Genomic DNA, 21,696 nt, shown 5'->3' with positions numbered 1-21,696 from the left:
ACGAACGTGCAGTACAACTCCCCGGCGCAGCCCCACCATGTCGCCAAGCTGGCAAGTGCCACCGTGCTGGACAAGGACACCTACGCGCCCGGCCTCAAGCACGCGGTGATGCAGTGGTTGACCGGCGACCCCCACAACCGCGACCACTTGCACTGACCAACCGCGGGGCCGCGGCGGCCGCCGACCCGGTCGCGCTGGCCCGATCGGGCCGAACAGCGGTCAGCCGCACAGTTCGCGTTCATGACCGACCGCCCGGTAGTCAGAGCCGTGCTGATGTTGCCCGCCACAGACTGCCCGATCCCACCTGACCAGCACCATCATGGCCACAACCGGCAGCGACGCGAGTTGGACCACGCCGGCGCATCGGCACATGCGGACTGAGCGAACCGGGCGGGCCGTGGCGGGACTGTCGGTTTAACGGCGGATCCGACCTCGGTGTGGGTTAGTTCCCGGTCGGGTGGATCCGGCCTTCGAAGGTGATGGCGAAGGCGTTCAATGCTGGTTTCCACCGCATCGCCCATCGTGCCCGACCCTTCCCGGTCGGGTCCAGGGAACGGGTCACCAGATACAGGCATTTCAACGCGGCCTGCTCGCTGGGGAAGTGGCCACGGGCGCGGATCGCGCGCCGGTAGCGAGCGTTCAGGGACTCGATCGCGTTGGTGGAGCAGATGATTCGCCGGATCTCGACGTCGTAGTCGAGGAACGGCACGAACTCGGGCCAGGCGTTGTCCCAGAGTTTGACGATCGCGGGGTAACGCTCGCCCCATTTCGCCGCGAACTCGCCGAACCGTTCGCGAGCCGCAGCCTCGGTCGCAGCGGTGTAGACCGGGTTGAGATCGCGGCTCATCTCGGCCCAATGCTGACGGCCCGCATAACGGAAACTGTTGCGCAGCAGATGGATAACGCAGGTCTGCACGATCGTCTGCGCCCAGACGGTGTTGATCGCCTCGGGCAGTCCTTTGAGTCCGTCGCAGACCGCGATGCAGACATCGGCCACGCCACGATTCTTCAGCTCGGTCAACACCTGCAGCCAGAACTTGGCTCCCTCACCGCCATCGCCGGCCCACAACCCCAGAATGTCACGTTCCCCGGCGGTGGTGACACCGATGACCACATAGACCGGTCGATTGGCCACCTGACCATCGCGGATCTTCACGTGGATGGCATCGATGAACAAGACCGGATAGACGGCGTCGAGGGGCCGGTTGCACCAATCGGTCATCTCCGCGACCACCTTCTCGGTGATCGTCGAGATCGTGTCCTTCGACACCGAAGCCCCATAGATCTCGGCGAGATGCGCCGAAACCTCGCCCGTGGTCAGGCCTTTCGCGGTCAGCGACAACACGATCTCGTCGACCCCAGACAGGCGCCGCTGCCGCTTTTTGACGATCTTGGGTTCGAACGAGGAATTGGTGTCGCGCGGCACGTCGATGCCGACCGGGCCGATCTCGGTGATCACGGTTTTCGTTCGGGTTCCGTTGCGGGAGTTGCCCGTTCCACGGCCGGACGGGTCGTGTTTCTCATAGCCGACATGCTCGGTCATCTCTGCCTCCAACGCGGTTTCGAGCACGGTCTTGGTCAGCTGGTTGAGCAGCCCGCCCGGCCCGACCAGGTCGATACCCTGTTCCTTGGCCTGCGCGAGCAGCTGCTCGGCCAGCTTCTTGGTGTCCACCGCGTCTTTCGCCACGGCAGCCAGTGTCTCCGACATCAGTCGGTCCTTCCTGCCGAACCATCAGGTCCGGCCGATCGGACCGAGATCAAGATCCGCCGTTGTTCCGACAGTCCCGCCGTGGCGGGCCGAACTGGTCGAGCGCCGAATCGCCTCGTCCAAGCCTCCGCTCATACGGACTTCATCCCGATCCTCCTATCTTCGGGTGGCCCCGCTTCAGCCCTGGGGTGGGTTCTTTCGCGACGTCGGCTGCGGGATCGTTGCTACTACAACACCCACGGCCCCGAACACGAGGATGACATCATGAACCGTCCTGGATCCGGTAGAGACTCGGGTTCAGGCCGCCTCGGTCGAGATGGTCTGTTGATGGTAGAGGTGTTCGTATTCGACCGGCGGTAGGTATCCGATCGCAGAGTGCAGGCGCCCGGTGTTGTACCAATGCACCCACGAGGCTGTTTCCCGTTCGAGTTCGGCTCGGCTGGTGAAGGCGGGGTGGCGGTCGATCAACTCGGTTTTGTAGAGCCCGATCGCCGATTCCATGAGCGCGTTATCGAGGGCGTCGCCGACGCTGCCGATGGACCCGGTGATTCCGGAATCCTGTAATGCTTCGGTGAAGGCCAGTGAGGTGTATTGAGCTCCGGCATCGGAATGATGTATCAATCCTGTTGCCGTGAAACGGAAATCGGTCCTGCGGCGAGTGAACAGAGCTTGCTCGAGCACTGAGGTCACCAACGGCGTCGCCTTCGAGGTCATCACACGCCAGCCCAGGATCCGCCGCGAGTACACGTCCACGCAGAACGCGGTGTAGCAGAACCCGGCCAGCGTCCAGCAGTAGGTGAAATCGGCGACCCACCACTGATCCGGACGCGTCGGCCGCGACCAGGCCCGCCCGATCAGATCCGGGTGCCGCGCGGGTCGGTCACGGCCGCGGTCGGTTGTGACCGTGGTGCGCCGCCCACGCACCACCCCGTCGACCCCGACCAGCCGCATCAAGCGCGCGACCTGATCACGGCCGAGAATGTGGCCGGCTCGGCGTGCGGCGAGCCAGAGTTTGCGCACACCGTAGACACCCCGGTTGGCCGTCCACAGGTCCAACAAGACGTTCGCGGTGTGCGCGTCGGCCCACACCGCGGCGCTGATACCGCGCTTGCGTGCGGCGTAGTAGGTGGACGGGGCGATCGCCACGCCGTGCTCGGTCAACACGCGGCAGATCGGGTCGACCCCGAACCGGTTCTTGTGAGCGTCGATGTAGTCGACGATCACCGCAGTCGGCGGTCGACCTCCGCCGCCGCGAAAAACGCGCTCGCCGTCCGCAGAATGTCGTTGGCCCTTCGCAATTCGGAGACCTCGCGACGCAGCGCCTTCAACTCCTCGGACTCCGAAACCGACACCGGATCCCGGTCGGCGGCCGGTCGTTCGGACTTCTCGACCCAGTTCCGCAGCGTCGCCGGCTTGATATCCAGCAACGCGCCCACATGCCGTCGCGCCGCGGCCATCGACTCGCCGTGCTCGCGGATCCGGTCCTCATACATCCGAACCGCCCGAGCACGGGTCTCCTCGTCGAACTTCCGTGGTGCACCCATGAATGCAGTCTCCCTTGCAAAAACGGGAGTCTCCAACCAACCCAGGACGGTTCATCATGGTGATCAAACGAACCAGCCGGCGCCCCTTCGCAATTGCCTGCATTGCCGCCCTTGCCGCACTGGGATGTGCGGTAGGCGGAACGGCCGCCGCCACCACCGATATCGGCACCGCTGAAGCCGCGTTCGTCGACGAGATCACCCTCAACAACGCGACACTGCCCGGACGGTCGACGGCCGAGATGATCACCGCGGGACACGCCACCTGCGACCACCTGCGCGCGGGCGTGTCGGTTCTCGACGAGGAATCCGCGGTCGAGCGGGCTTACCAGTTCAGCCAGGGCACGCTGTTCGTCAGCGCGGCGACGACGAACTTGTGCCCGAACTTCGCATCGTGAATCGGACATCGCGCACCGGCAGCGCGCATTCATGCTGCCAAGGAATCACACGACCGCTCGCCTCGAGTACGAGGGCGTCGGCGGCGACGAAGGTGTATGGACCTTGATCGAGTGGGTGGGTGCGGAACGCTTCGACCTGGGCATCGAGATCGCGTGCCATCATCGACACCTGTGACTTGGAAAGAGTTGTGATACCCAGGGATTCGACGAGCTTCTCCATCCGGCGGGTGGAGACACCGAGCAGATAGCAGGTCGCCACCACCGAGGTCAGGGCCCGTTCGGCGCGTTTGCGTCGTTCGAGCAGCCAGTCCGGGAAATAACTGCCTTGGCGCAGTTTCGGGATCGCGACATCGAGGGTGCCGACGCGGGTGTCGAAGTCGCGGTGGCGGTAGCCGTTGCGGTGGTTGACACGCTCGTCGCTGCGTTCGCCGTAGCCGGCACCACAGACGGCGTCGGCCTCGGGCGCCCATCAGGGTCTGCACGAACGTGGACAGCAGAGTACGCAGCAGATCGGGACTGGCGGCGGCCAATTGGTCGGACAGCAGCTGGCTGGGGTCGATACGCTGAATATCGGTCATCGCGTGGGACTTTCTTCCTTCAGTGACTTTGGTCGGTCTCTTGAAGGATCACGCGATGACCACCCTCATGTCCGGGGTTCGACACTCACCGGTCGAATCGACGAGCTGCTACACCACTCTGCCGGACGCAACCCCGTGGCCTGCTGTGCCGCCGATGCAACAACGGCGTCGACCACTGTCCACACGTCTGCGGCTGCCCGTGGGCGGACTACCTCAACAACCCACCCGCTCAGCACCTGCAGATTGCCTACCCCATACGCGGCAGACTGCGCATACCATCCACTAGGCACTCATCAGGCACCGCGAAGGGCGTCCCGGGCACCGGTTCGCCCAGCCTTCGGGACGACTTGGCTTGTCCCGCAACTCCTACACGGATAGTCACCTCAAAATGCCCGAACACCGGATGAACTCAGCTCCCTCCCTTCGTGACGGCTGTGTCTTCGACAGGGCGGGCCGGGGGATTGCCATCTACGCTTTTCGTGCGATCGTTGCGTTGTGAGTACTCACCCTCGCGATCGCGATCTCGAGAAGGATCTGTCCGAGCAACTGCGTTTCCTTGCCAGCTCGGCCACTGCTTTCGACGGGGGTGAACTACCCGAATCGAAGCGCATCGCCCTCGTCATCAGGGTATTGGTCCACGACACCAGCGCCAGTCACAGCCTGCTGGACCAACTCGGGATCAAAGACAGCCTCAGGTGGGCAGACAGCGCTCCGGTCATCGACCGCGATCCGAACATCGTCGCTCGTAGTCCGGGTCTGACGACCATGGGCATCGATCACGATGATGGGATGACCTTTCTGGCAAGAACCGCCGATCAGATCGAACAGTCGAACTCGACTCGTTACGTGAGCTTCGACGACTGGTGGCGTCGCCCCGTTCTGCTCGACGCCAACCGTGCCGAATTCAGCCGGAAGGACCTTGTCCTGGCTCTCACGAACAAGGACGGCGGAGCCCATATTGATCGGCTGAACGAGACGACCCACGCGCTCGTACACTCGAACAGCGCCGGATTCGTACGCTTCGGCACTGGTGCCTCGGAGGCTGAACCGATCCCGACGCCAATCTACGCATCTGTGCGGACTATCGCCGAGGAACTTCTTCTAACGCTGCGTCGCAGCGGGCGAGAAGTCCCCCGGTCGACAGCGGCTCCCCTGCTGGGGACGCTCGACGGATTCCAGGCAGGCGACGTCGTCGGCCCGGCACCGGTATTCGACAAATCCCGAGACGGCGTTGCGAACACGACCTTCAAATTCGACACACTTCCCGACGTGACATTCACGGTGTGGCGGGCGAAAGACAACCAATCCGATATTGACGGCGGAGGCGCATTCCCTGCCGGCTATCTCGAGATCGTCGGCGTTCTCGACGCGACAGGCGACACAGTCCACGGGTCGGGATTCGCTGGACCCACCGAAGAGTCCACCCCACCCGGAGCCTCAGTCCATTCGCTGCCACTGTCGTGTATCCGATTCGTCTTCGACAACTTCCCCGAAGCAATGTTCTACGCCAACCGATCAGCCGAGCAACGGGAAACACTCGGCCCGTTCGGCCAACAGATACAAGAAGCCGGATGGGTCGACCTCTTTGTCACACTGCGCGGCTCGACATGGCTGATCGGCGGGTTCGCCGGGCCGCCCGGATCCTGAAGGGCTTCGCTACTCGCGACACCTCACCGGACCCTTCCCAACCCACAGCTCGCAAACCCTTTCGCCCGCCATCCCTCAGCCGCCTGCCTCTCCTCTCAACGCACAATGACGGCTATGACCGAGCAGACCCACCCTGCACACACTCCACCCCCCTACGACGCCGCGCCCCAGACCGACCGCTACCGTCCAGATCCACGTCGTCGACGGCGAAGACGGCGAACGCCTCGCCCACCAACAAGCCAGCGCCCTACTCAAGATCACGCAACGGCAGGCCCATCAACGAGCCTCAACCACCGACGATGCACCATCGACCGATCCATAACCATCAACCCGACGTGGAATAGCCAAATCCCGCTTCGATGGTCAACGTTCCCCACGAAAACCGCTGATCAACACCGGTCCCATCCTTATAGAGCCCTGCCGACGGCACGAACCTGCGGCAGTCGACTACACCCGGGGTCGCCCCTGGCTGTCCCTCGTAGAAATCCCGCGTTCGCGAAGCTTATTCAGAACAGTCATAGCATCAACGCCAAGATGCTGGCCAACACGTGCGAGGGACCAGCCCACGCCGTAGAGACGGATCGCCTCATCCACTTGCTCGGACGTCAGACCACGACGGCGCATCGGCACATGGTGGCGACGCAAAATCTCACTGACCGTTCGCCGCTCGATCCCGAACCGCTCTCCCAACTCGTACACCGTCTCCCGCCCTCATACCCGGTGATCAACTCCCGAACCTGACTGTCATCGAGACGACGAACCCGCCCATCCACACCGATCGGCTTGATCCGAAGTTCCGGACCGTCGGCCGCCGGATGGTTCGGATTGATTAGCGTTAGGCCCGGCGACGTGGAACCGAACCAAGGATGTCCAGCGCGGCCAAATGCCTCACCTACCCGGCTCTATGACAGCGCACACCGCCTTCGACGCGGCCGTCCGGCTCGTCGCAGACGAGCGTGGCCACCCGCCGCTCACGTTCGCCTGTACCAGCGGAACTGATTCCCGTTCCGTACCACCGACGTCGCCAAAACCTTCGGGGAGACGACCGTCCACGGGCTCCGGCGGCGCGGGCAAGGGCGCGCCGCCGGCAATCATCAGGCGGATCAAGATCTGGAATGTAGTCGTCGAAAAGCTTTGTGCGCCAGCCTTTCCGCCCGAGACTAACCGGGCAGCCAGCTCACCGATCCCGGCCGGCCCGCAATCGTGCCCCGCGGTCATGCCATCGGTGAGGGAGACCCGGCAGCCCAGTGTCGGGCTGGGCGCGAACTCCTCCCATGTCCCGCAAGGGCTGTGCGCCACCGAACTCGGTGACCGGCGTGGTCCAGGCGTCGCCGGTCTGGTTCTATCGGTGAATCGCGAGACCGTTGATCGGTGAATCCCGGCACCGGCCCGGTCTGGAAGATGTTGGTATCGGCGAATTTTGGCACCACCTGACGGGTTGCGGTGGCAAGATCACCCTGCTATCCGTCTGTCACGGCCCGTAGGAGCTGACCCGTGCCGCCGAACCAATCCAAGGCACAGCTGTACGCGGCGATCCGCCGGGACTCACGAGCGGGGATGTCGGGGCGGGAGCTACGGCGCAAGTACAACGTCGGCTACCACACGGTCAATGCCGCGCTGAACTCGGTGTTCCCCGAGAAACGCAAGGAGTATCCGGCGCGGGCGTCGAAGCTGGATCCGTTCAAGGCGTTCATCGACGAGACACTGCGGGCGGATCTGGACGCGCCCCGCAAGCAGCGGCACACGATCAAGCGGATCTTCGAGCGGCTGATTGATGAGCACGGGATGACCGATATCGCCTATCAGACGGTGCGTGATTACGTTGATCGGCGGAAACCGCAGATCAGGGTTGAGGCGGGCCGCGAACCGCCGCAGGTGTTCATCCCGCAGACCCACCGTCCGGGCGCCGAAGCCGAGGTCGATTTCGGTGAGGTGACCGTTGAGCTGCGGGGCGAGCGGGTGGTGCTCTACCTGTTCTCGTTGCGAATGTCGTTCTCGGGCCGCTCTGTTCAGCGGGTGACGGCCTCGGGCGGGCAGGAAGCGTTCCTGGAAGGCCACGTTCATGCGTTCACCGTGCTGGGCGGGGTGCCGCACGGCAAGATCCGCTACGACAATTTGAAGGCCGCGGTGGCGAAGGTTCTCGGGTTGAGCAGGGCCAGAACCGAATCCGAGCGCTGGACCGCGTTTCGCAGCCACTACGGCATCGACGATCCGTTCTACTGCATCCCAGGCATCGAGGGGGCGCATGAGAAAGGCGGGGTCGAGGGGCAGATCGGCTACTACCGGCGCAACCACTTCGTCCCGGTCCCGAAGGTCGAGTCGCTCGAAGAACTGAACTTGCTGGTCGAGGGGTGGGACACCCAGGAGTTGGCGCGGCGGATCGGGGCCCGCCCGCACACGATCGGCGAGCATTTCGCGGTCGAGGCGCCGACTCTGAAACGGCTGCCCACCGAGGAGTTCGAGACCGGGTCGTGGCTGGCGACCCGGGTGGACCGCTATTCGATGGTCGCGGCGCGGACCAATAAATACAGTGTCCCGATCCGGTTCATCGGCCGCCCGGTCCGGATCCTGCTGCACGCCTCCTGGCTGGTCGTCTACGACGGCCGCACCGAAATCGCCCGCCACGAACGCCTGATCGGCAAGGCGTTGACGCGCGTGGAGCTGGATCACTATCTCGAAGCGCTGATCCGCAAGCCCGGCGCCATGGCCGGGGCCACCGCGCTCGAACAAGCCCGCCAGAGCGGCAAATTCACCAAGAGCCACGACGCCTGGTGGGCCGCGGTCCGCAAGGCCCACGGCGAACGCGATGGCACCCGCGCGATCATCGAAGTTCTTCTGCTGCATCGCAGCATGCCCCACGAGCAGGTCGTCGCCGGCCTGGACGCCGCGCTGCGCGCGGGCGCGCTGACCGCGGACGCGGTCGCTCTCGAGGCCCGCAAGGCCGCCGAAGCCACACCGCGGCTGGCCCACGTCGTCGATCTGGACGAACCCGACCCGGACCATGATCCGGTTGCGTCGCTGACCGCGCGCCGCCTGGCGCAACTACCGCCGGACACCCGGCCCCTGCCCTCGGTCGCCATCTACGACCAGTTGCTCCGCATCACCAAACCGAGAACCGCAGAAGGGAATTCCTAGATGACTAGCCCGAGCCCACGCCGCCACGGCATGACCGACCAGGCCGCCGACACGGCCGTCGACCAGGCATGCCGGCTGCTGCGGCTGCCCAGCATCCGCACCCAGTTCAACGACATCGTCGAAACCGCGACCCGCGACCAGATGAGCTATCGGGCGTTCCTGGCCGAGCTGCTACTGGCCGAATGCGACGACCGCGCGCGGCGCCGCTCCGAACGCCGCATCCGCGCAGCCGGATTCCCGCGCGATAAATCGTTGCGGGCCTTCGACTTCGAGGCCAACCCCAACATCGACCCCGCCGTGGTCAACACCCTCGCCAACTGCGAATGGGTCAAGAAGGGCACCCCGCTCTGCCTGATCGGGGATTCCGGGACCGGCAAGAGCCACCTGCTGATCGCGCTCGGCACCGAGGCCGCGATGCGCGGCTACCGCGTGAAATACACTCTCGCAACGAAACTCGTGAACGAGCTGGTCGAGGCCGCCGACGAGAAGGTGCTGGCCAAGACGATCGCCCGCTACGGCCGCGTCGATCTCCTCTGCATCGATGAACTCGGATACATGGAGCTCGACCGCCGCGGCGCCGAACTGTTGTTCCAGGTTTTGACCGAGCGTGAGGAGAAGAACTCTGTCGCGATTGCCTCGAACGAGGCGTTTTCGGGCTGGTCGAACACGTTTCCCGAACCGCGGCTCTGCGCCGCGATCGTCGACCGCCTCACCTTCGGCGGGCAGATCATCGAAACTGGCACCACCAGTTACCGACTCACCCGCACCGCCGCACTCAACAACACCACAGCGCAGGCACCGGCGCCGCAGCAACCGGAATTCACCGATGCCCAACAGCCACTGGAAACCGTTCGCTGACCAGCACTCTATCGGCGAATTACGAGCCACCCCAACTGCTGCGAACGCAACCGGGCCCCGGTTCCCACGAGCCCTGGCCCGGCCAGCACAAGGCGCGACGATCCCACCTACGGTCGATCTGAATCACTCCGCCCCGGCACTCGGCGCACTACCACCACCCCCGCCGACGCCACCACAGCTCACCCTCTGACACGCCCGGTGACCTGACACGCCCGACCGGAGCGACCTCAAAATTCACCGATACAGCCGCCCCGAACGCCGCTGAGTGACCCCGAAATTCACCGATACGTGGTCTCAGAATTCACCCTTACAGCCACCGGTCACACTAGCGCCCCGGACAGCGCTATGTGCATGCTGCGCGTCCGGGCCATTAGTGTCGTTGCCCGCGCGGGAACCGACAGGGATCGAGCTGCGAACCTGCGACGATTGAGAATCCGACGTACCGTTGGAAACGCCGAGATATCAACGCCTCCAGGGGGTCTGCCATGCCCAGTTGGGAAGAGCTGTACAACGAGCTCATCGCAAAGACCAAGCGACTCGGCCACGACCCCGCCCCCGCCCGCCTGCGCGTGCTACGTGAAGAACTCGACCACATCGACCACCAGATCCGTCACGAAGTACCCGCCGGCGAGCGACGCTACGAACTGGCTCTGCTGAGCCAAGAAGCCGATACCTTCCTCACCGCCGCCGAATCCCGCGGCCAGATCGCCCGCAACGTCGCCCGCGTCCAGCGCGAACGCGAAGCCCACGACGCGGCGCACCCGAACATCCTGAGCCCACGCAGTGCGCTCGCAGACTGGACCCCCGACCCGATCGCCCGGGCCGGGCGCAACCACCGCGAGGGCAGCGAGCGCGACCACTGACCGCTGAAATCCTATGCGCGATCGGCCATTCGTGTCGGCGCCCGCAGGAATAATGCTCGGGCATGGGGTTCGAGACACCACGCGCGTACGGGGGCCGTTCGCACAAGATCGGCGGCCGATCGGTGGGCCCGACGACCCGGTTCACCGACCGCCGCCGCGCGGGGCGTCCGGGGCGCTACCGATCCATGCACGTCCACGGCATCCGCAGCGCGTCGCCCATGCCGATCCTGTGGGTCGGCGCGACGGTCCTCGGCGGCGTCGCTCTCCTGCTGGCCGTGCTGACTGTCGTCCTCGCACTCACTTCCGGACCGCCGGCGGCCGACACCCGGCCGGCCGTGTCCTCGACCGTCGCGCCCGCGCCCGTCCGGCAAGCCCCGCCGATCGCGCCGGCACCGTGCTACCCGTTCCAGCCGTGCTGACCACGTAGACCGGGGCGGGCTATTCGCTGTCAACCGGGACGAGATCCTGGACGCGCATCGAGAACGGATAGCGGCCTGGCACGTCCGCCTCGGCGTACTGGATGAGCACGTGGGCGGCGTCCTCGATCTCGACGACCTCGAACACCGACACGCCCCGCTCGCCGATTCGCACTCGCTGCCCAATTTCCAGCACGTGTCAACAATAGCGGCGCGAGCACCATATCCTCGAACATGCGTACTAATGCGAGAGCGTGCCGCGCGCCGAGGGCACCGAGCCGCAGCTGCTCAACCCGGACGGCGGGCACCGATCAACGGCTGCCGACACCACGCCTGATCGGCGTTTATCCAGCGAAAGTGACACCAAAGTGACACTTTGAGGCCCTGGTCAACCGACCAGAAGCCCCTGACCAGCGGAAAAGACCTAGTCCTTCTTCATCAGCTCGTAGATGGAAGGAATCACACGACCACTCGCCTCTGTCCCGCAAGAACCTGCACCGCCCGAGCCGATTGATCCGAAAACACTGGGGCACAAGCTAATCCAGCTCACCCTGGGCTGACGAACGTACGAAATCACACTGGTGGGCGGTGCTATTCGCAACGTGCGCTATTCCCTTGCCCCGCGACGGCCGTCGATTGGGTCGTCTGCGATTGGGAGTAACTGCCCGAACGGTGCAACCACTGGGTAGTCGATACTCTGCTGTGGCCGTAGCCTGTGGCGCGCGACCGTGGTGACTTGGCTCCGGCGCGAACGATGTGTGTGCGCCAGTTCAGTATCCGACGGATGATGAGCCCGGCTCCTCGGCGAACCTGCGCTGCCAGGGAGGCGGGCGGGCGGGTTTCAGTGTGAGCGTTCGGACCACAGGGCGCAGTGGTGTGCGGTAGCGAATCCTTCGGACATGACGCTTCCCGTGGCGCGCATTTTCAGCGGTGCCCCGTCGACTTCATGGTCTGCGGGAGAGGGCCAGGACGCCCACTGTGGTCCTTCGGGTGTGTTCGGGTTTCCGGTGTGGGCGAAAGTGGTCCACCACCGTTGCATCTGGCGGGCGAAGGCATCCGATTGCCCGGTCCAGGGGATCGGGACGTTCATCAAACTCGTGAACAGGTACGGCAGTTCGCTGGCGTGGAATGCGCCGGGCAGCAGCGGGTTCGCCTCGCCCAGGGGGGCTTGGTCGAATTCGTACTGCCATACCGGGTGCCCGGTGTCGCGGGCGAGGCGACTGGTGAATAGGGCGGGACATGCGAACAGTCCGTCGGTGATGACCGCGGATTGCGCGGCGGCGGGGGTGGGGTATTGCTGGACGGGATACTGTGCGAGGACCTGGTCGGCGAAGGTCCCGAACGATCGGCGTACGTATTGTTCGTAGCTGGCAGTGTCCGGGACGTGGCCTTGTGCGTAGTCCGATCGTGCGATGAACAGGGCTCCTTCGTTGCTGTTGCTGCCGACGATGAGGGGGACTTGTCGTTCGGTCGACCGGGCCAGTGCCGTGTCGAGGTTTCGTGTCACGACCACTCCGTCGATGTTGGGTACCCAGGTGGGTGTGGACCCTCCGAATTGCGTGGTCGGGGAATCGAGCAGTGTCGCCGCCGGCAGGTTTCGAAGACACGTCAACTGGGTTGCGGGGTCGGTGCATCCGAGGCTGTCGGCGTAGGCCTGTGACCGGGCGAAGGACTTCTCGCGGTCGCTGGGTGTCAGCGGTGACCGGGAGCAGGCGCCGCTTTCCACGATGGCCTTGGTGTAGAGGTCGTCGGAGGCGGGTGAAGCCAGGTGTGTGCACACGCTGCCGCCGCCTGCCGATTCGCCGAAGATCGTGACGTTGGTGGCGTCGCCACCGAATGCGTGGGCGTTGTCGTGTATCCAGCGCAGGGCAGCCTGTTGGTCTTGGATGCCGAGTGTTCCTGTCGCCCCGCCTGTTTCGGCCGCCAGCTCCGGTAGGGACAAGAATCCGAAAGGCCCGAGCCGATAGTTCGGGATGGCGACGATGACATCTCCTTCGGCGACCATCCGTGCCGGTGCGTCGTATTGGCTGTTCGCTCCGGTGACGTAGCCGCCACCGTAGATGAACATCATGACCGGCAGGTTCCGCCCGCGCGCCCCCTGCGGCACGTAGAGGTCGATGCTCAGGCAGTCCTCGCTGGTCGGTCCGGTTGGTGCGGTGCCGGGAACGAACCCTTTCTGCGGGCATTGCGGCCCGTGACCGGTCGCGGAGCGGACTCCGGGCCACGGCGGCACGGGGCGGGGCGGGGCGAATCGCGTGTCACCGCCGGTGGGTGCGGCGTAGGGGATACCCAGATACTTGACGATTCCGTCGGCTGCCACACCGCTGACATCGCCGCCGGTCACGGTGACGATGTCAGCGGGTTGCGCGGTCGCGGGATTGCCGGGGCCGGTGAGGACGATCGCGGCCCCTGCGAGCACGACGCAGAACGCCATTCTGGCTATCGCGGAAATCATTGTTGCTCAACACCTTCGGCTTTCGGTCTCATGCCGGCTCGTCGGATTCGGGACCTGGTGCGGGCGGGAAACGCAGGACGCCTTGCGGCCATGCCCGGGGCATCAACATGAACGAGATCAACGCCAGCCAGCCCTCGGGGCAGTCGCCGCATGCGGGCTCCCCGTGAGCACCCGGCTCGGCCGCGGTCAGGAGGACGGCATCGGTGATGAGCCGGGTGTGCGGGAGCCGAAGCCGCGGGGCGGTGCGGTCATCGGGTCCGGTTACGCGATCCGCGTTCTCGGGTGTGTCGGCGGTGTCGTTGTCGGGTACGAGCGTCAGCCATCGTTTGTCGCGTCGCGGCATGAGATCTCCTGATCGGCCGAGTCGTCCCGGGAAATATCTGCACAGGAGCAGGTGCCGGAACGGCTGGGGCCGAGGAACAGCATCGAGTGGCCGGGCGGGGGTCGTCGGCGGTCGTTGAGGGTCTGGAGGCGGGAATGCGCCGGAGCCGGTGAACCCGGCAGGCCGCTACTTCGCTGGGATGAACGGGGAATTCACCGTGGCGGAGTATTGGATGAACGCGGCCAGGGCGACGGGGGCATCGATGAGGATGATGCCGCCGAGCGCTCCGATCGGGGCGAGCGCGCCCGCGCCGATCAGGCAGCCCGCCAGCGGTCCGGCGCCGAACAGCGTCGCCAGCGGGCCGGTCAAGGCCGTGCCGGCCGCGCCGCCCAGGAGACATCCGAGGGCGCCGGAGGCGACAGCGCCGGCGATCGCCCCGATCCCCGCGCCCAGGTTGATGGTGGAGGTCATGCGCGCCCACGCGGCGACTTCCCGGTCGTAGGGTGTCTTCCATAGCGCTTGGTCCTCGAACGGCAGCGCGGCCGGGCGGTAGTGGGCGCGGGTGAAATCCACCGACGGTGCCAGGGTGGCGGTATTGCCGTCGATGGTCACGTCTATCGGAAAGGCGATGTCGTCGACAGCGAATTCCAGCGGTATCCCCGCGAGGATCGTGCCCGAGTTCGCGCGGATCTGGAACTGCCCGTTGTCGACGGTCAGTTGCCCGCTCTCGACGGTGATGACTGCGGCAGTGCCGTCCTTATACGCCTGGTAGCGGATACCGCGCGTGATATCGATATCGATGCCTTGGCCTTCTGCGGTGTCCGCAGCAGCGGTCGACGGTGTTCCCAAGACCGCCATCGCCGCCATGGTGGCCACCGTGATCTTCCTGGCAATCATCATGCCGAATTCCTCTCGTCGAGCCCCGCCGCGCGGTCGAGGTGGCCAGTGCCGGACCGGTGTGGTCCCCGCATCGTTCACCTTGACGACCGCGGAGCCAGATTCTTTCGGCCAGAACAGCTTTGGGGCGGCGGGGCGGTGGTTTCATCGTTCGCCGTCCACGGCGAAGTCCGCGAGCGCGGTGGAGACGGGTTCGCTGCGGTTGTCGTTCTGGTGCGCGCTGGCGGTGAGGACGTCGAGGTGGTGGTAGCCGGGCGCGACCACGGTGGTGAGGGTGCCGACCGTTCCGTTCGGTTTCGGTTCGGTGCCGACGGCGAGTCCGGAGCCGCCGAGGAGATCGATCGTGTGGTGCGCGGTGAGGCCTTCGGGATGGGTAAGGTGGCTTTGCAGGTGGGTCGGGCCGAGCACGGTTTCGGCCAGCAGCACGGTCGGGAAGTACTGCTCGGTGAAGTCCAGCGGGTGGTCGGCGAGGTTGCCGGCCAGCTGTGCGACGTCGGTGACCTCTCTGTCGGGTGAGGTGTACGGTTGCCCGTCGGAGGCCCGCGGCACATCGGCCGGTAGACCGTCGTAGTTGTGCCACCCGTACAACGGTCCGTGCGCCGTCGGCACCACGTAGCGGTCGGGTCCCAGCAGTGACGCTGTCAGGGGCCGTTGGGCGCTGTTCACCGCGTTCGGTATCGGAAAGTCCTTGTCGGCGACCGGCCCGCCGCTGTAGAAACCCATGGATGCTTGCAGGAACGCCAAGGGCTGAGAGTTGTTGTCCAGCAAGCTCGCCAGCGCGGCCGTATTGGTCAATCGCACATTCCGGATCGCCACGTCGCCGGGTTGCAGCGCTTGGCCGATTCCGCTGGAGAACAGGAGCCGCAGGCTCGCCTCGATGTTCAGGTTCCGCAGCTGCAGCAGCGAACTCTCGCCCTCGGGCGCGATCTGCGCGGCCGCACCCGCGATCGCGAGCAGATTCATCGTTTCCGGATTGATCAGGGCCGGTGCGTTCACCGAGGCCGGGATGATTCCGGCTTGGACGGCTGCGCGCGCACTGTCGGCGCCGCTGAAATCCGAGATCAGCGCGGCCAGTTCGGCTTTCAACGCGAACGGCAGGTTGGGGCTGATCGCCGAATCCAGCGCGAAGTATCCCGAGCACTGCTCATAGCCGGGATCTCCATCGAAATCCCATTGTGCGAAGTACGCGGTGACAGCTCCGCCGAGCGAATGCCCGCCACACAGCACCTTGTCCCGGCGTATTCGCTTGTCCGGCAGCTCGGCGGCCATCAGGTCGTATTGGTCGCGGACCGTTTGCTCGACTCCCATCTCGGACAACCACTTCACCTGCGGACCGGATTGGTAGCCATCGAATCTGCGCCCGTCCACGCTGTCGCCGCGGTAGTAGTACCCCACGGCGACCTCGGGGTTCGCTTCGGTGACGGCAGCCTCGATTCCGGTGTGGTCTTCCAGGCAATTCGAGCGGCGGTCCAGTGCCCAGAACTCCACCTGCTGTCCCCGCTGGGCCGCGGCGGCAACGGTATTGCGGGCGACGGTGTCGAACGCGGACGCGCCCTCGAGCACGCCCGGTTGCGCGATCAAGATCCGGTCGGCCTCGGCGGCGTTCTGCGGACCGTTCACGTGCCTGTATCGCAGGTAGGAAAGCCAGTCGCAGGCGGCGGGATGCGGCCCGGCCGAGTCCGGCAGCGGCACCTTCACCCGGACAACGGACTCACGCACGTCGGAGCCGGCATCGGAGATCGCGACATCCTGTTCAGTGCGCTCGGAGCCCGGTGCCGCGGACGAGATCGCGGCGCCGTGGGCCAGTAGGCTCGCGGAAAGTACGACCACAGCAAGACCCGGCCGAATATAGCGAGTATGCATTGCTACCTCATTGGTTGAAGCCGCTATATGCCGCCTGAACAGCAGTAACATATCGCAGCGTACATTGTTCGCTAGGAGGTTAGTGAGGCGTGGCACAGTATGTCAACCTTTCGGTGGTGGGTTCGGCCGCATGGTGGGCAGAACGGCTCACACGGCAACAGGCGATGCACACGCGCTCGCTCACCATGGATGCCATCAACCAGGCCGCCTGCCGGATCCTCGACCGTGACGGCATCGACAGCCTGACCATGCGCCGGCTGGCGACCGAATTGGACTCCCGCGCTTCCTCTCTCTACCGGCATGTGACCGGTCGCGAAGAACTGCTCGTCCACGTCACCGACCACATACTCGGCGAAATATCCACACCCGAGCAGCACACCCACTGGCAACAGTCGATCGAGCAGATCGCGATCTCGCTGCGCCAAGCCATGATCAGGCACCCATGGATCACCCAGGCAGGAATCCAATCGCCACTGTTCGGACCCAACGCGATGCGTCTACGCGAATTGTTCTGGCGGCCAATGGATCAGGCCGGATACCCGCCCGAAGTCACCGTCCGCACCTACTACGCCGTACTGCACTACACGATCTGCTCGGCGCTGTTGGCTCTGACCGCATTCCCACCCCAGTACCGAGACCCACAGCAACGACCCAGCACAGACCTGGACAAGCTACTCACCCTGCTGCCTGCCGACAAATACCCGACAGTCGTGAAACTGGGCGGACACGCACTCCACCCCGACCTCGAACGAGACTTCCTCCAAGGCCTGCGAGCACTCATCGAAAGCTTCGCCGCCTCCGAGGCATGACCCTGGCGAGTAGTACCAGCGGGCTTTGTCGACTCACCCGACCGAAACCGGCTCGGGCGAATACGGGATCGGCACCGAACTCCCTGCCCGACGAAAGGTATGGTGCCCCAAGCACTTACAGACGCGCGACCAGGATCGGTTCCGGTCTCCGCGCCCGGCCCGAATATTTCGCGCTGGCCGGATGGCCGACCGGAACCGCTGCGCGAGAAGGTAATCGCGCAGCGGCTCGGGTCAGATTCGTGGTGCAGTGAGGTCGTAGACCGTGACACCATCGATCCGGGTGGAGTCGTAGTGATCCTCCACCCACTGGGTGATTTGCGACGCCGAGGAGTCCGACGAGGACCCGGGGCCGCCACGGATTGCGCTGGGGATGAAGTAATGTATCTCGCTGCGAGCGACATAGTCCCTGAACTGTTGCAGTGTCGGAGACGGATCACCACCGGAGAAGCCGCCGATGGCCATGACCGGCAAGTCGATAGCCAGCTGATAGTCCGCTGCCGTGCCCGAGCCGATGGTCGCGAGGGCCCAGGTGTACGAGCCACCATTCTGTTCGAGCACGGTCACCATCGCATCGCTCGGTGTGAAACCCACAGGTGGTCCGCCCGGACCGGGCCGACCGGCTTGCCGACCGTCGGCCGGAATATCGCCGTCCGGCTCGTCGAATGCCATGTCGCCCCCTGGACCGGCACCCGCGGGGCCACCCGCCGGAGGACCTCCCACCCCATCGTGCCGGTCCGAACCGGCGCTCGGCCCGGCCAGAGGTATCGGCCCCGTGTGTGCCGTAGCCAGCGTGTGCGCGGTGTAGGCGACCGGGCCGGCCAGACCGACCGAGGCTGCAGCCAGGACAGTTACGATCGTGAGCTTCCGCGATCCTTCCCACAGCATCGCCACGGCCGCGAGCACACCCACCGCCAGCGCCACCCAGCGCAATCCCGAGACGAAATCGGGAGTGCGAGAAAGGAACACCCACGACGTCACGGCGGTGAGCGTGACACTCAGCGCGAGTGCCACGCGCACCCACCAGCGCTCGCGTTCGCGCCAGAGCACGATGCTCCCCGCGCCGACAACACCAGCGATCGCGGGGGCCAGGGCCACGGTGTAGTACTGGTGGAAGATGCCGGTCATGAAACTGAAAACCAGCCCCGTCACCAGCCCCCAGACACCGAACATCAGCAACACCGCCCGGGGCCCGTCGGTACGGGACGCCTTGCCCCGCAGCGCGATTCCAGCCAGCAGCAGCACCAGCGCCGCCGGAATCAACCAAGCGACCTGACCACCCACCGAGGCGGTGAACAACCGGACGATCCCCGCATCGTGGCCGAAACCAGGGCCTCCGAGAGACCCTCCACCAGATGAACTGATCCGATCAAGCCCGTTGTATCCGAGAGTCAGCTCGATGATCGAATTGTGCTTCGAGCCACCGAAGTACGGCCGCGAGTCCGCAGGCCACAGCTGAGCGACCAGAACCCACCATCCCGCCGCGACTATCATCGCCGCCCCCGCTGCCAGCAGCTGCGCAATACGCTTACCGAGCTTCGGCGGGCCCGCGAACAGATAGATCAACGCCAGCGCCGGCAACACCAGCAGCACCTGCAATTGCTTGGCCAAGAACCCGAATCCGACGAAGGTTCCGCACAGCACCAGCCACCGCCAACGGCCGTCCTCGACCGCGTGGGTCATCGCCCACACCGCAGCGATCATCAACAACACCAGCAGCGCGTCGGGATTGTTGAACCGGAACATCAGTGCCGCAATCGGAGTCACCGCCAGCACCAGGCCCGACAGCAGACCCGCCGCGGCACCGAACGACCTCCGTATCGTCGCCCACAGCAGCGCCACCGAAGCGACACCGAGCACAACCTGTGGAGCCAGCACACTCCCGCTGCTGAATCCGAAGACTCGCGCCGAAATCTCCATCGGCCACAACGCCGCCGGTGTCTTGTCCACGGTGATCGAGTTGGCCCAATCAGACGAGCCGAACAACAACGACTCCCACGACTTCGAACCGGCCTGCACCGCGGCCGTATAGAACGAGTTCGCGTAACCGTTGGCAGTGAGATTCCAGAAATAGGCCACCGCGGTGCCGAGCAGCAACACAGCCAAACATGCCCACTCGCCCCTTGATCCGCGCCACCACGCCGTGCCCGGCCCCACCTCGCGACCTGACACCGCCGACCTAGACACCGACAATCCCCGCGCCGTCATCGCCCGGTCTCCATACCGTCCGCGACCGGCCGTGCCCCCGGCTCCTCGACGCGCCCCCTGCACGGCGCCTCGCCCGCATCTCGGAAGACCCACCGCGCACACGCACCGAGATCACGCTCCTCGTTGTACACAGGAATCACCACATCGAGAACAGGAACGATCGATGCCTCGCCGACGACATCCACAGAGGAAGTTTCGGCCGAAATGTCGGTCATGCCAATCAGGCTCGCCCCTGGACCTCTTTCCTCGATGGGAACAAGCTGCGAGCTTGCTGTGAACCCCAGCAATCAGGCCATATCGGCGCCCAGCCGGTCGGAAACACGAATTCGGCCCAGGCACGGCGCCACGCGCAGAGGCTGGGGCTGGGGCTGATGTGACACGGCTCGGCGCCGAGCTGTTTCACCACACCAATACCCGCGCGGATATCGCGACGAGGCCGCGCACCAGGTCGCGACGGCACGCCGCGACCGCGTCCTCGACAAGACGATCCACCGCTGTCCACTGCACGCCCGCTGTCTGGGCGACCGCCGTCGGTTAGTGCCGCGTCTGCCCTCGCCGTCGGCGTGTGCACGTACGAAACCCGCCCACACAGCAACTTGACTACGCAGCATGATCGCGCGCAGGTGATCCGTGTGGTGTGCCGCGGCCCTACGGCCGACTGGCCCAGTTCCCGGAACCGGCGGCCGTAGCCGCGGCGGCGGTTACGCTGCCTCGTCTACGTATGAGACGCGGAAGTATCCGCCCGCCCGGTCCTTGGGCGGGCGCCAACCGGTGATGCGGAAACGGTTGGCTCGGGGAGTGTGCCCGATGATTTCTCTGATCTTCTGCCCGATCACTGCCGGGTCGGTGACGTCGTATTCGAAGTCGACGTCTTCGCACTGGCGCTTTGCCATCGCTGGGTGTTTCTCCTACTCGCAGGCCGCGGGGACCTACTCGCGAACCATTATGCACGAGCGCGACGACGGGTCCGCTGTTCACGGAAACATGGCAGCTGTCGTGACCGCCGCCCTCTCTAGCGAGTCAAACTTCTTGGCAGGGTTGCTCGGTTTACGCTTCGGGCACATCGAGCCAGGAAGGAGCCGGTCTGTGGCACGATCACGGCGGTTGAAGATTCCGGTCGAGGACAAGGTACGAGTGGTGTTGTCGGTGCTGGCCGGGGAGATGAGTCCATGGCCCGCGCCGAAGGTCGACCGGTTCGAACCGATCGCAGCGAAATACGCCGAGGAATGGCCGGCGTGGGGGCATCGCAAGATCGCGGCGCTGATGCGCGCCGACGGCCCACGAAGTCTCGGCGTCAACGGTGCAGCGGGCGCTGCGACGTTGCAGACTGTTGCTGCCGCAGGGCTATCGCGCGGACCGCAAGTCGTGGGCGATGCTGCGGCGCAAGGTCTTCCACGATCCACCGACGCGACGCAATCGAGTCTGGCAAACCGATTTCAGCGAATTCGAAACCAGCGGTGGCGGCATCTGGCGGATCTGCGCGGTCATCGACTACGCGACGAAATATTGCCTGGCCATCACCGTGACTCCGACGGCCCGCGGCGCCGACGCACTGGCCTGCCTGCGGCTCGCTGTCGCCGAGGCCGAGCGGATCCTCGACGTGGACGACCTGCGTGCCGATCGTGGGCTGACCGAGGTCCTCGGGCCGTGCGGTGAGATGCTCGGCAGGGCGCCCGCACCGATCGCAGTGGTGTCAGACAACGGCCCATGCTTTCGCGGTGAGGTGTTCAAGACCGCGTTCGCCGGACCGGACCTGCTGCTGCGACACGTCCGCACCCGGGTGCGATCACCTCAGACGAACAGCGTGATCGAGCGATTCTTCGGCACCTTGAAATACGAGCACCTGTTCCGTGGCGTGATCGCCGACGGCGATGCCCTGGACATGGAGGTCCACCGATTCCGAGTCATCTACAACACGATCAGGCCACACCAGGCCATCGACGATCAGGTACCCAGCGCCGCCTTTACTGGCTGCGACCAGCCGAGAACCGCTCGATAGCG

General features: G+C 65.2%; 19 protein-coding genes, 1 pseudogene and 1 other annotated feature. Of the genes and pseudogenes, 9 read left to right on the top strand and 11 right to left on the bottom strand.

Annotation, left to right across the window (positions count from 1 at the left end):
* Positions 1-6 precede the first annotated feature (6 nt).
* The gene (locus ACFMRZ_RS02655) at positions 7-156 is read left to right on the top strand and encodes a hypothetical protein (RefSeq protein WP_400177737.1); all 150 of its coding nucleotides are present in this window, start codon (positions 7-9) and stop codon (positions 154-156) included.
* A 286-nt stretch (positions 157-442) separates the two neighbouring features.
* On the opposite strand, the gene ACFMRZ_RS02650 is transcribed toward ACFMRZ_RS02655, so the two are convergent.
* The gene (locus ACFMRZ_RS02650) at positions 443-1,708 is read right to left on the bottom strand and encodes an IS256 family transposase (RefSeq protein WP_400177628.1); all 1,266 of its coding nucleotides are present in this window, start codon (positions 1,706-1,708) and stop codon (positions 443-445) included.
* 297 nt (positions 1,709-2,005) lie between these two features.
* A protein-coding gene (locus ACFMRZ_RS02645; protein WP_400177736.1) for an IS3 family transposase occupies positions 2,006-3,252 on the bottom strand; the annotation gives its coding sequence in 2 pieces (ribosomal slippage) (positions 2,006-2,958 and positions 2,958-3,252; 1,248 coding nt in all).
* Positions 2,840-2,971: a sequence feature (AL1L pseudoknot), on the bottom strand. Its footprint overlaps the gene before it by 132 nt.
* A 2-nt stretch (positions 3,253-3,254) precedes the next feature.
* On the opposite strand from ACFMRZ_RS02645, the gene ACFMRZ_RS02640 reads away from it, so the two are divergent.
* On the top strand, positions 3,255-3,647 hold the full coding sequence (locus tag ACFMRZ_RS02640) for a DUF732 domain-containing protein (RefSeq protein ID WP_400177735.1): 393 nt from the start codon (positions 3,255-3,257) through the stop codon (positions 3,645-3,647).
* 43 nt (positions 3,648-3,690) lie between these two features.
* On the opposite strand, the pseudogene ACFMRZ_RS02635 reads toward ACFMRZ_RS02640, so the two are convergent.
* Positions 3,691-4,225: pseudogene (locus ACFMRZ_RS02635) on the bottom strand (transposase); the annotation flags it as partial.
* Positions 4,226-4,720: 495 nt separating this feature from the next.
* Here ACFMRZ_RS02635 and ACFMRZ_RS02630 point away from each other — a divergent pair.
* From ACFMRZ_RS02630 to ACFMRZ_RS02610, 5 genes are all read left to right on the top strand, one after another.
* Positions 4,721-5,872, top strand: coding sequence for a hypothetical protein (locus tag ACFMRZ_RS02630; protein WP_400177734.1), 1,152 nt, complete (start codon positions 4,721-4,723; stop codon positions 5,870-5,872).
* A 1,494-nt stretch (positions 5,873-7,366) separates the two neighbouring features.
* Positions 7,367-9,007, top strand: a complete 1,641-nt coding sequence (gene istA, locus ACFMRZ_RS02625; RefSeq protein WP_400177732.1) for an IS21 family transposase — start codon at positions 7,367-7,369, stop codon at positions 9,005-9,007.
* The gene (gene istB / locus ACFMRZ_RS02620; RefSeq protein WP_400177731.1) at positions 9,008-9,865 is read left to right on the top strand and encodes an IS21-like element helper ATPase IstB; all 858 of its coding nucleotides are present in this window, start codon (positions 9,008-9,010) and stop codon (positions 9,863-9,865) included.
* Between the two features lie 485 nt (positions 9,866-10,350).
* A complete protein-coding gene (locus ACFMRZ_RS02615) occupies positions 10,351-10,728 on the top strand; it encodes a hypothetical protein (RefSeq protein WP_400177730.1) in 378 nt (125 codons plus the stop codon).
* Between the two features lie 62 nt (positions 10,729-10,790).
* Positions 10,791-11,147: a hypothetical protein gene (locus tag ACFMRZ_RS02610; protein ID WP_400177729.1), complete on the top strand. Its 357-nt coding sequence runs from the start codon at positions 10,791-10,793 to the stop codon at positions 11,145-11,147.
* A 19-nt stretch (positions 11,148-11,166) separates the two neighbouring features.
* On the opposite strand, the gene ACFMRZ_RS02605 is transcribed toward ACFMRZ_RS02610, so the two are convergent.
* From ACFMRZ_RS02605 to ACFMRZ_RS02585, 5 genes are all read right to left on the bottom strand, one after another.
* Positions 11,167-11,340 (bottom strand): hypothetical protein, encoded by a 174-nt coding sequence (locus tag ACFMRZ_RS02605; RefSeq protein ID WP_400177728.1) that lies wholly within the window; start codon positions 11,338-11,340, stop codon positions 11,167-11,169.
* 645 nt (positions 11,341-11,985) lie between these two features.
* Positions 11,986-13,599, bottom strand: coding sequence for a carboxylesterase/lipase family protein (locus ACFMRZ_RS02600; protein ID WP_400177727.1), 1,614 nt, complete (start codon positions 13,597-13,599; stop codon positions 11,986-11,988).
* A gap of 28 nt (positions 13,600-13,627) precedes the next feature.
* Complete coding sequence (locus ACFMRZ_RS02595) at positions 13,628-13,942, bottom strand: hypothetical protein (protein ID WP_400177726.1); 315 nt, start codon at positions 13,940-13,942, stop codon at positions 13,628-13,630.
* 165 nt (positions 13,943-14,107) lie between these two features.
* Positions 14,108-14,821, bottom strand: a complete 714-nt coding sequence (locus ACFMRZ_RS02590; RefSeq protein WP_400177725.1) for a hypothetical protein — start codon at positions 14,819-14,821, stop codon at positions 14,108-14,110.
* Positions 14,822-14,962: 141 nt separating this feature from the next.
* Positions 14,963-16,681: a hypothetical protein gene (locus ACFMRZ_RS02585; protein WP_400177724.1), complete on the bottom strand. Its 1,719-nt coding sequence runs from the start codon at positions 16,679-16,681 to the stop codon at positions 14,963-14,965.
* 89 nt (positions 16,682-16,770) lie between these two features.
* On the opposite strand from ACFMRZ_RS02585, the gene ACFMRZ_RS02580 reads away from it, so the two are divergent.
* Complete coding sequence (locus ACFMRZ_RS02580; RefSeq protein ID WP_400177723.1) at positions 16,771-17,490, top strand: TetR/AcrR family transcriptional regulator; 720 nt, start codon at positions 16,771-16,773, stop codon at positions 17,488-17,490.
* Between the two features lie 231 nt (positions 17,491-17,721).
* On the opposite strand, the gene ACFMRZ_RS02575 is transcribed toward ACFMRZ_RS02580, so the two are convergent.
* The 3 genes from ACFMRZ_RS02575 to ACFMRZ_RS02565 form a co-directional block, all read right to left on the bottom strand.
* Complete coding sequence (locus ACFMRZ_RS02575) at positions 17,722-19,695, bottom strand: glycosyltransferase family 39 protein (RefSeq protein WP_400177722.1); 1,974 nt, start codon at positions 19,693-19,695, stop codon at positions 17,722-17,724.
* Positions 19,692-19,910, bottom strand: a complete 219-nt coding sequence (locus ACFMRZ_RS02570; RefSeq protein ID WP_400177721.1) for a hypothetical protein — start codon at positions 19,908-19,910, stop codon at positions 19,692-19,694. The genes ACFMRZ_RS02575 and ACFMRZ_RS02570 overlap by 4 nt, the downstream gene beginning before the upstream one ends.
* Before the next feature lie 486 nt (positions 19,911-20,396).
* The gene (locus ACFMRZ_RS02565) at positions 20,397-20,588 is read right to left on the bottom strand and encodes a hypothetical protein (RefSeq protein WP_400177720.1); all 192 of its coding nucleotides are present in this window, start codon (positions 20,586-20,588) and stop codon (positions 20,397-20,399) included.
* Positions 20,589-20,995: 407 nt separating this feature from the next.
* Here ACFMRZ_RS02565 and ACFMRZ_RS02560 point away from each other — a divergent pair, with 407 nt between their 5' ends.
* A complete protein-coding gene (locus tag ACFMRZ_RS02560) occupies positions 20,996-21,694 on the top strand; it encodes a transposase (protein ID WP_400177719.1) in 699 nt (232 codons plus the stop codon).
* The last annotated feature ends 2 nt before the right edge of the window (positions 21,695-21,696 follow it).

This window comes from Nocardia sp. N2S4-5, from assembly GCF_044628355.1.
GTDB classification, from domain to species: domain Bacteria; phylum Actinomycetota; class Actinomycetes; order Mycobacteriales; family Mycobacteriaceae; genus Nocardia; species Nocardia wallacei_B.
This window is presented reverse-complemented; position numbering and strand designations above follow the sequence as displayed.

What these genes read in the sequence shown, in the direction of transcription:
- ACFMRZ_RS02575 (WP_400177722.1), bottom strand. Translation starts at nt 19,695, where the DNA reads ATGACGGCGCGGGGATTGTCGGTGTCTAGGTCGGCGGTGTCAGGTCGC.
- ACFMRZ_RS02595 (WP_400177726.1), bottom strand. Translation starts at nt 13,942, where the DNA reads ATGCCGCGACGCGACAAACGATGGCTGACGCTCGTACCCGACAACGAC.
- ACFMRZ_RS02590 (WP_400177725.1), bottom strand. Translation starts at nt 14,821, where the DNA reads ATGATGATTGCCAGGAAGATCACGGTGGCCACCATGGCGGCGATGGCG.
- ACFMRZ_RS02610 (WP_400177729.1), top strand. Translation starts at nt 10,791, where the DNA reads ATGGGGTTCGAGACACCACGCGCGTACGGGGGCCGTTCGCACAAGATC.
- ACFMRZ_RS02640 (WP_400177735.1), top strand. Translation starts at nt 3,255, where the DNA reads ATGCAGTCTCCCTTGCAAAAACGGGAGTCTCCAACCAACCCAGGACGG.
- ACFMRZ_RS02570 (WP_400177721.1), bottom strand. Translation starts at nt 19,910, where the DNA reads ATGACCGACATTTCGGCCGAAACTTCCTCTGTGGATGTCGTCGGCGAG.
- istB (WP_400177731.1), top strand. Translation starts at nt 9,008, where the DNA reads ATGACTAGCCCGAGCCCACGCCGCCACGGCATGACCGACCAGGCCGCC.
- ACFMRZ_RS02650 (WP_400177628.1), bottom strand. Translation starts at nt 1,708, where the DNA reads ATGTCGGAGACACTGGCTGCCGTGGCGAAAGACGCGGTGGACACCAAG.
- ACFMRZ_RS02600 (WP_400177727.1), bottom strand. Translation starts at nt 13,599, where the DNA reads ATGATTTCCGCGATAGCCAGAATGGCGTTCTGCGTCGTGCTCGCAGGG.
- ACFMRZ_RS02615 (WP_400177730.1), top strand. Translation starts at nt 10,351, where the DNA reads ATGCCCAGTTGGGAAGAGCTGTACAACGAGCTCATCGCAAAGACCAAG.
- ACFMRZ_RS02565 (WP_400177720.1), bottom strand. Translation starts at nt 20,588, where the DNA reads ATGGCAAAGCGCCAGTGCGAAGACGTCGACTTCGAATACGACGTCACC.
- ACFMRZ_RS02585 (WP_400177724.1), bottom strand. Translation starts at nt 16,681, where the DNA reads ATGCATACTCGCTATATTCGGCCGGGTCTTGCTGTGGTCGTACTTTCC.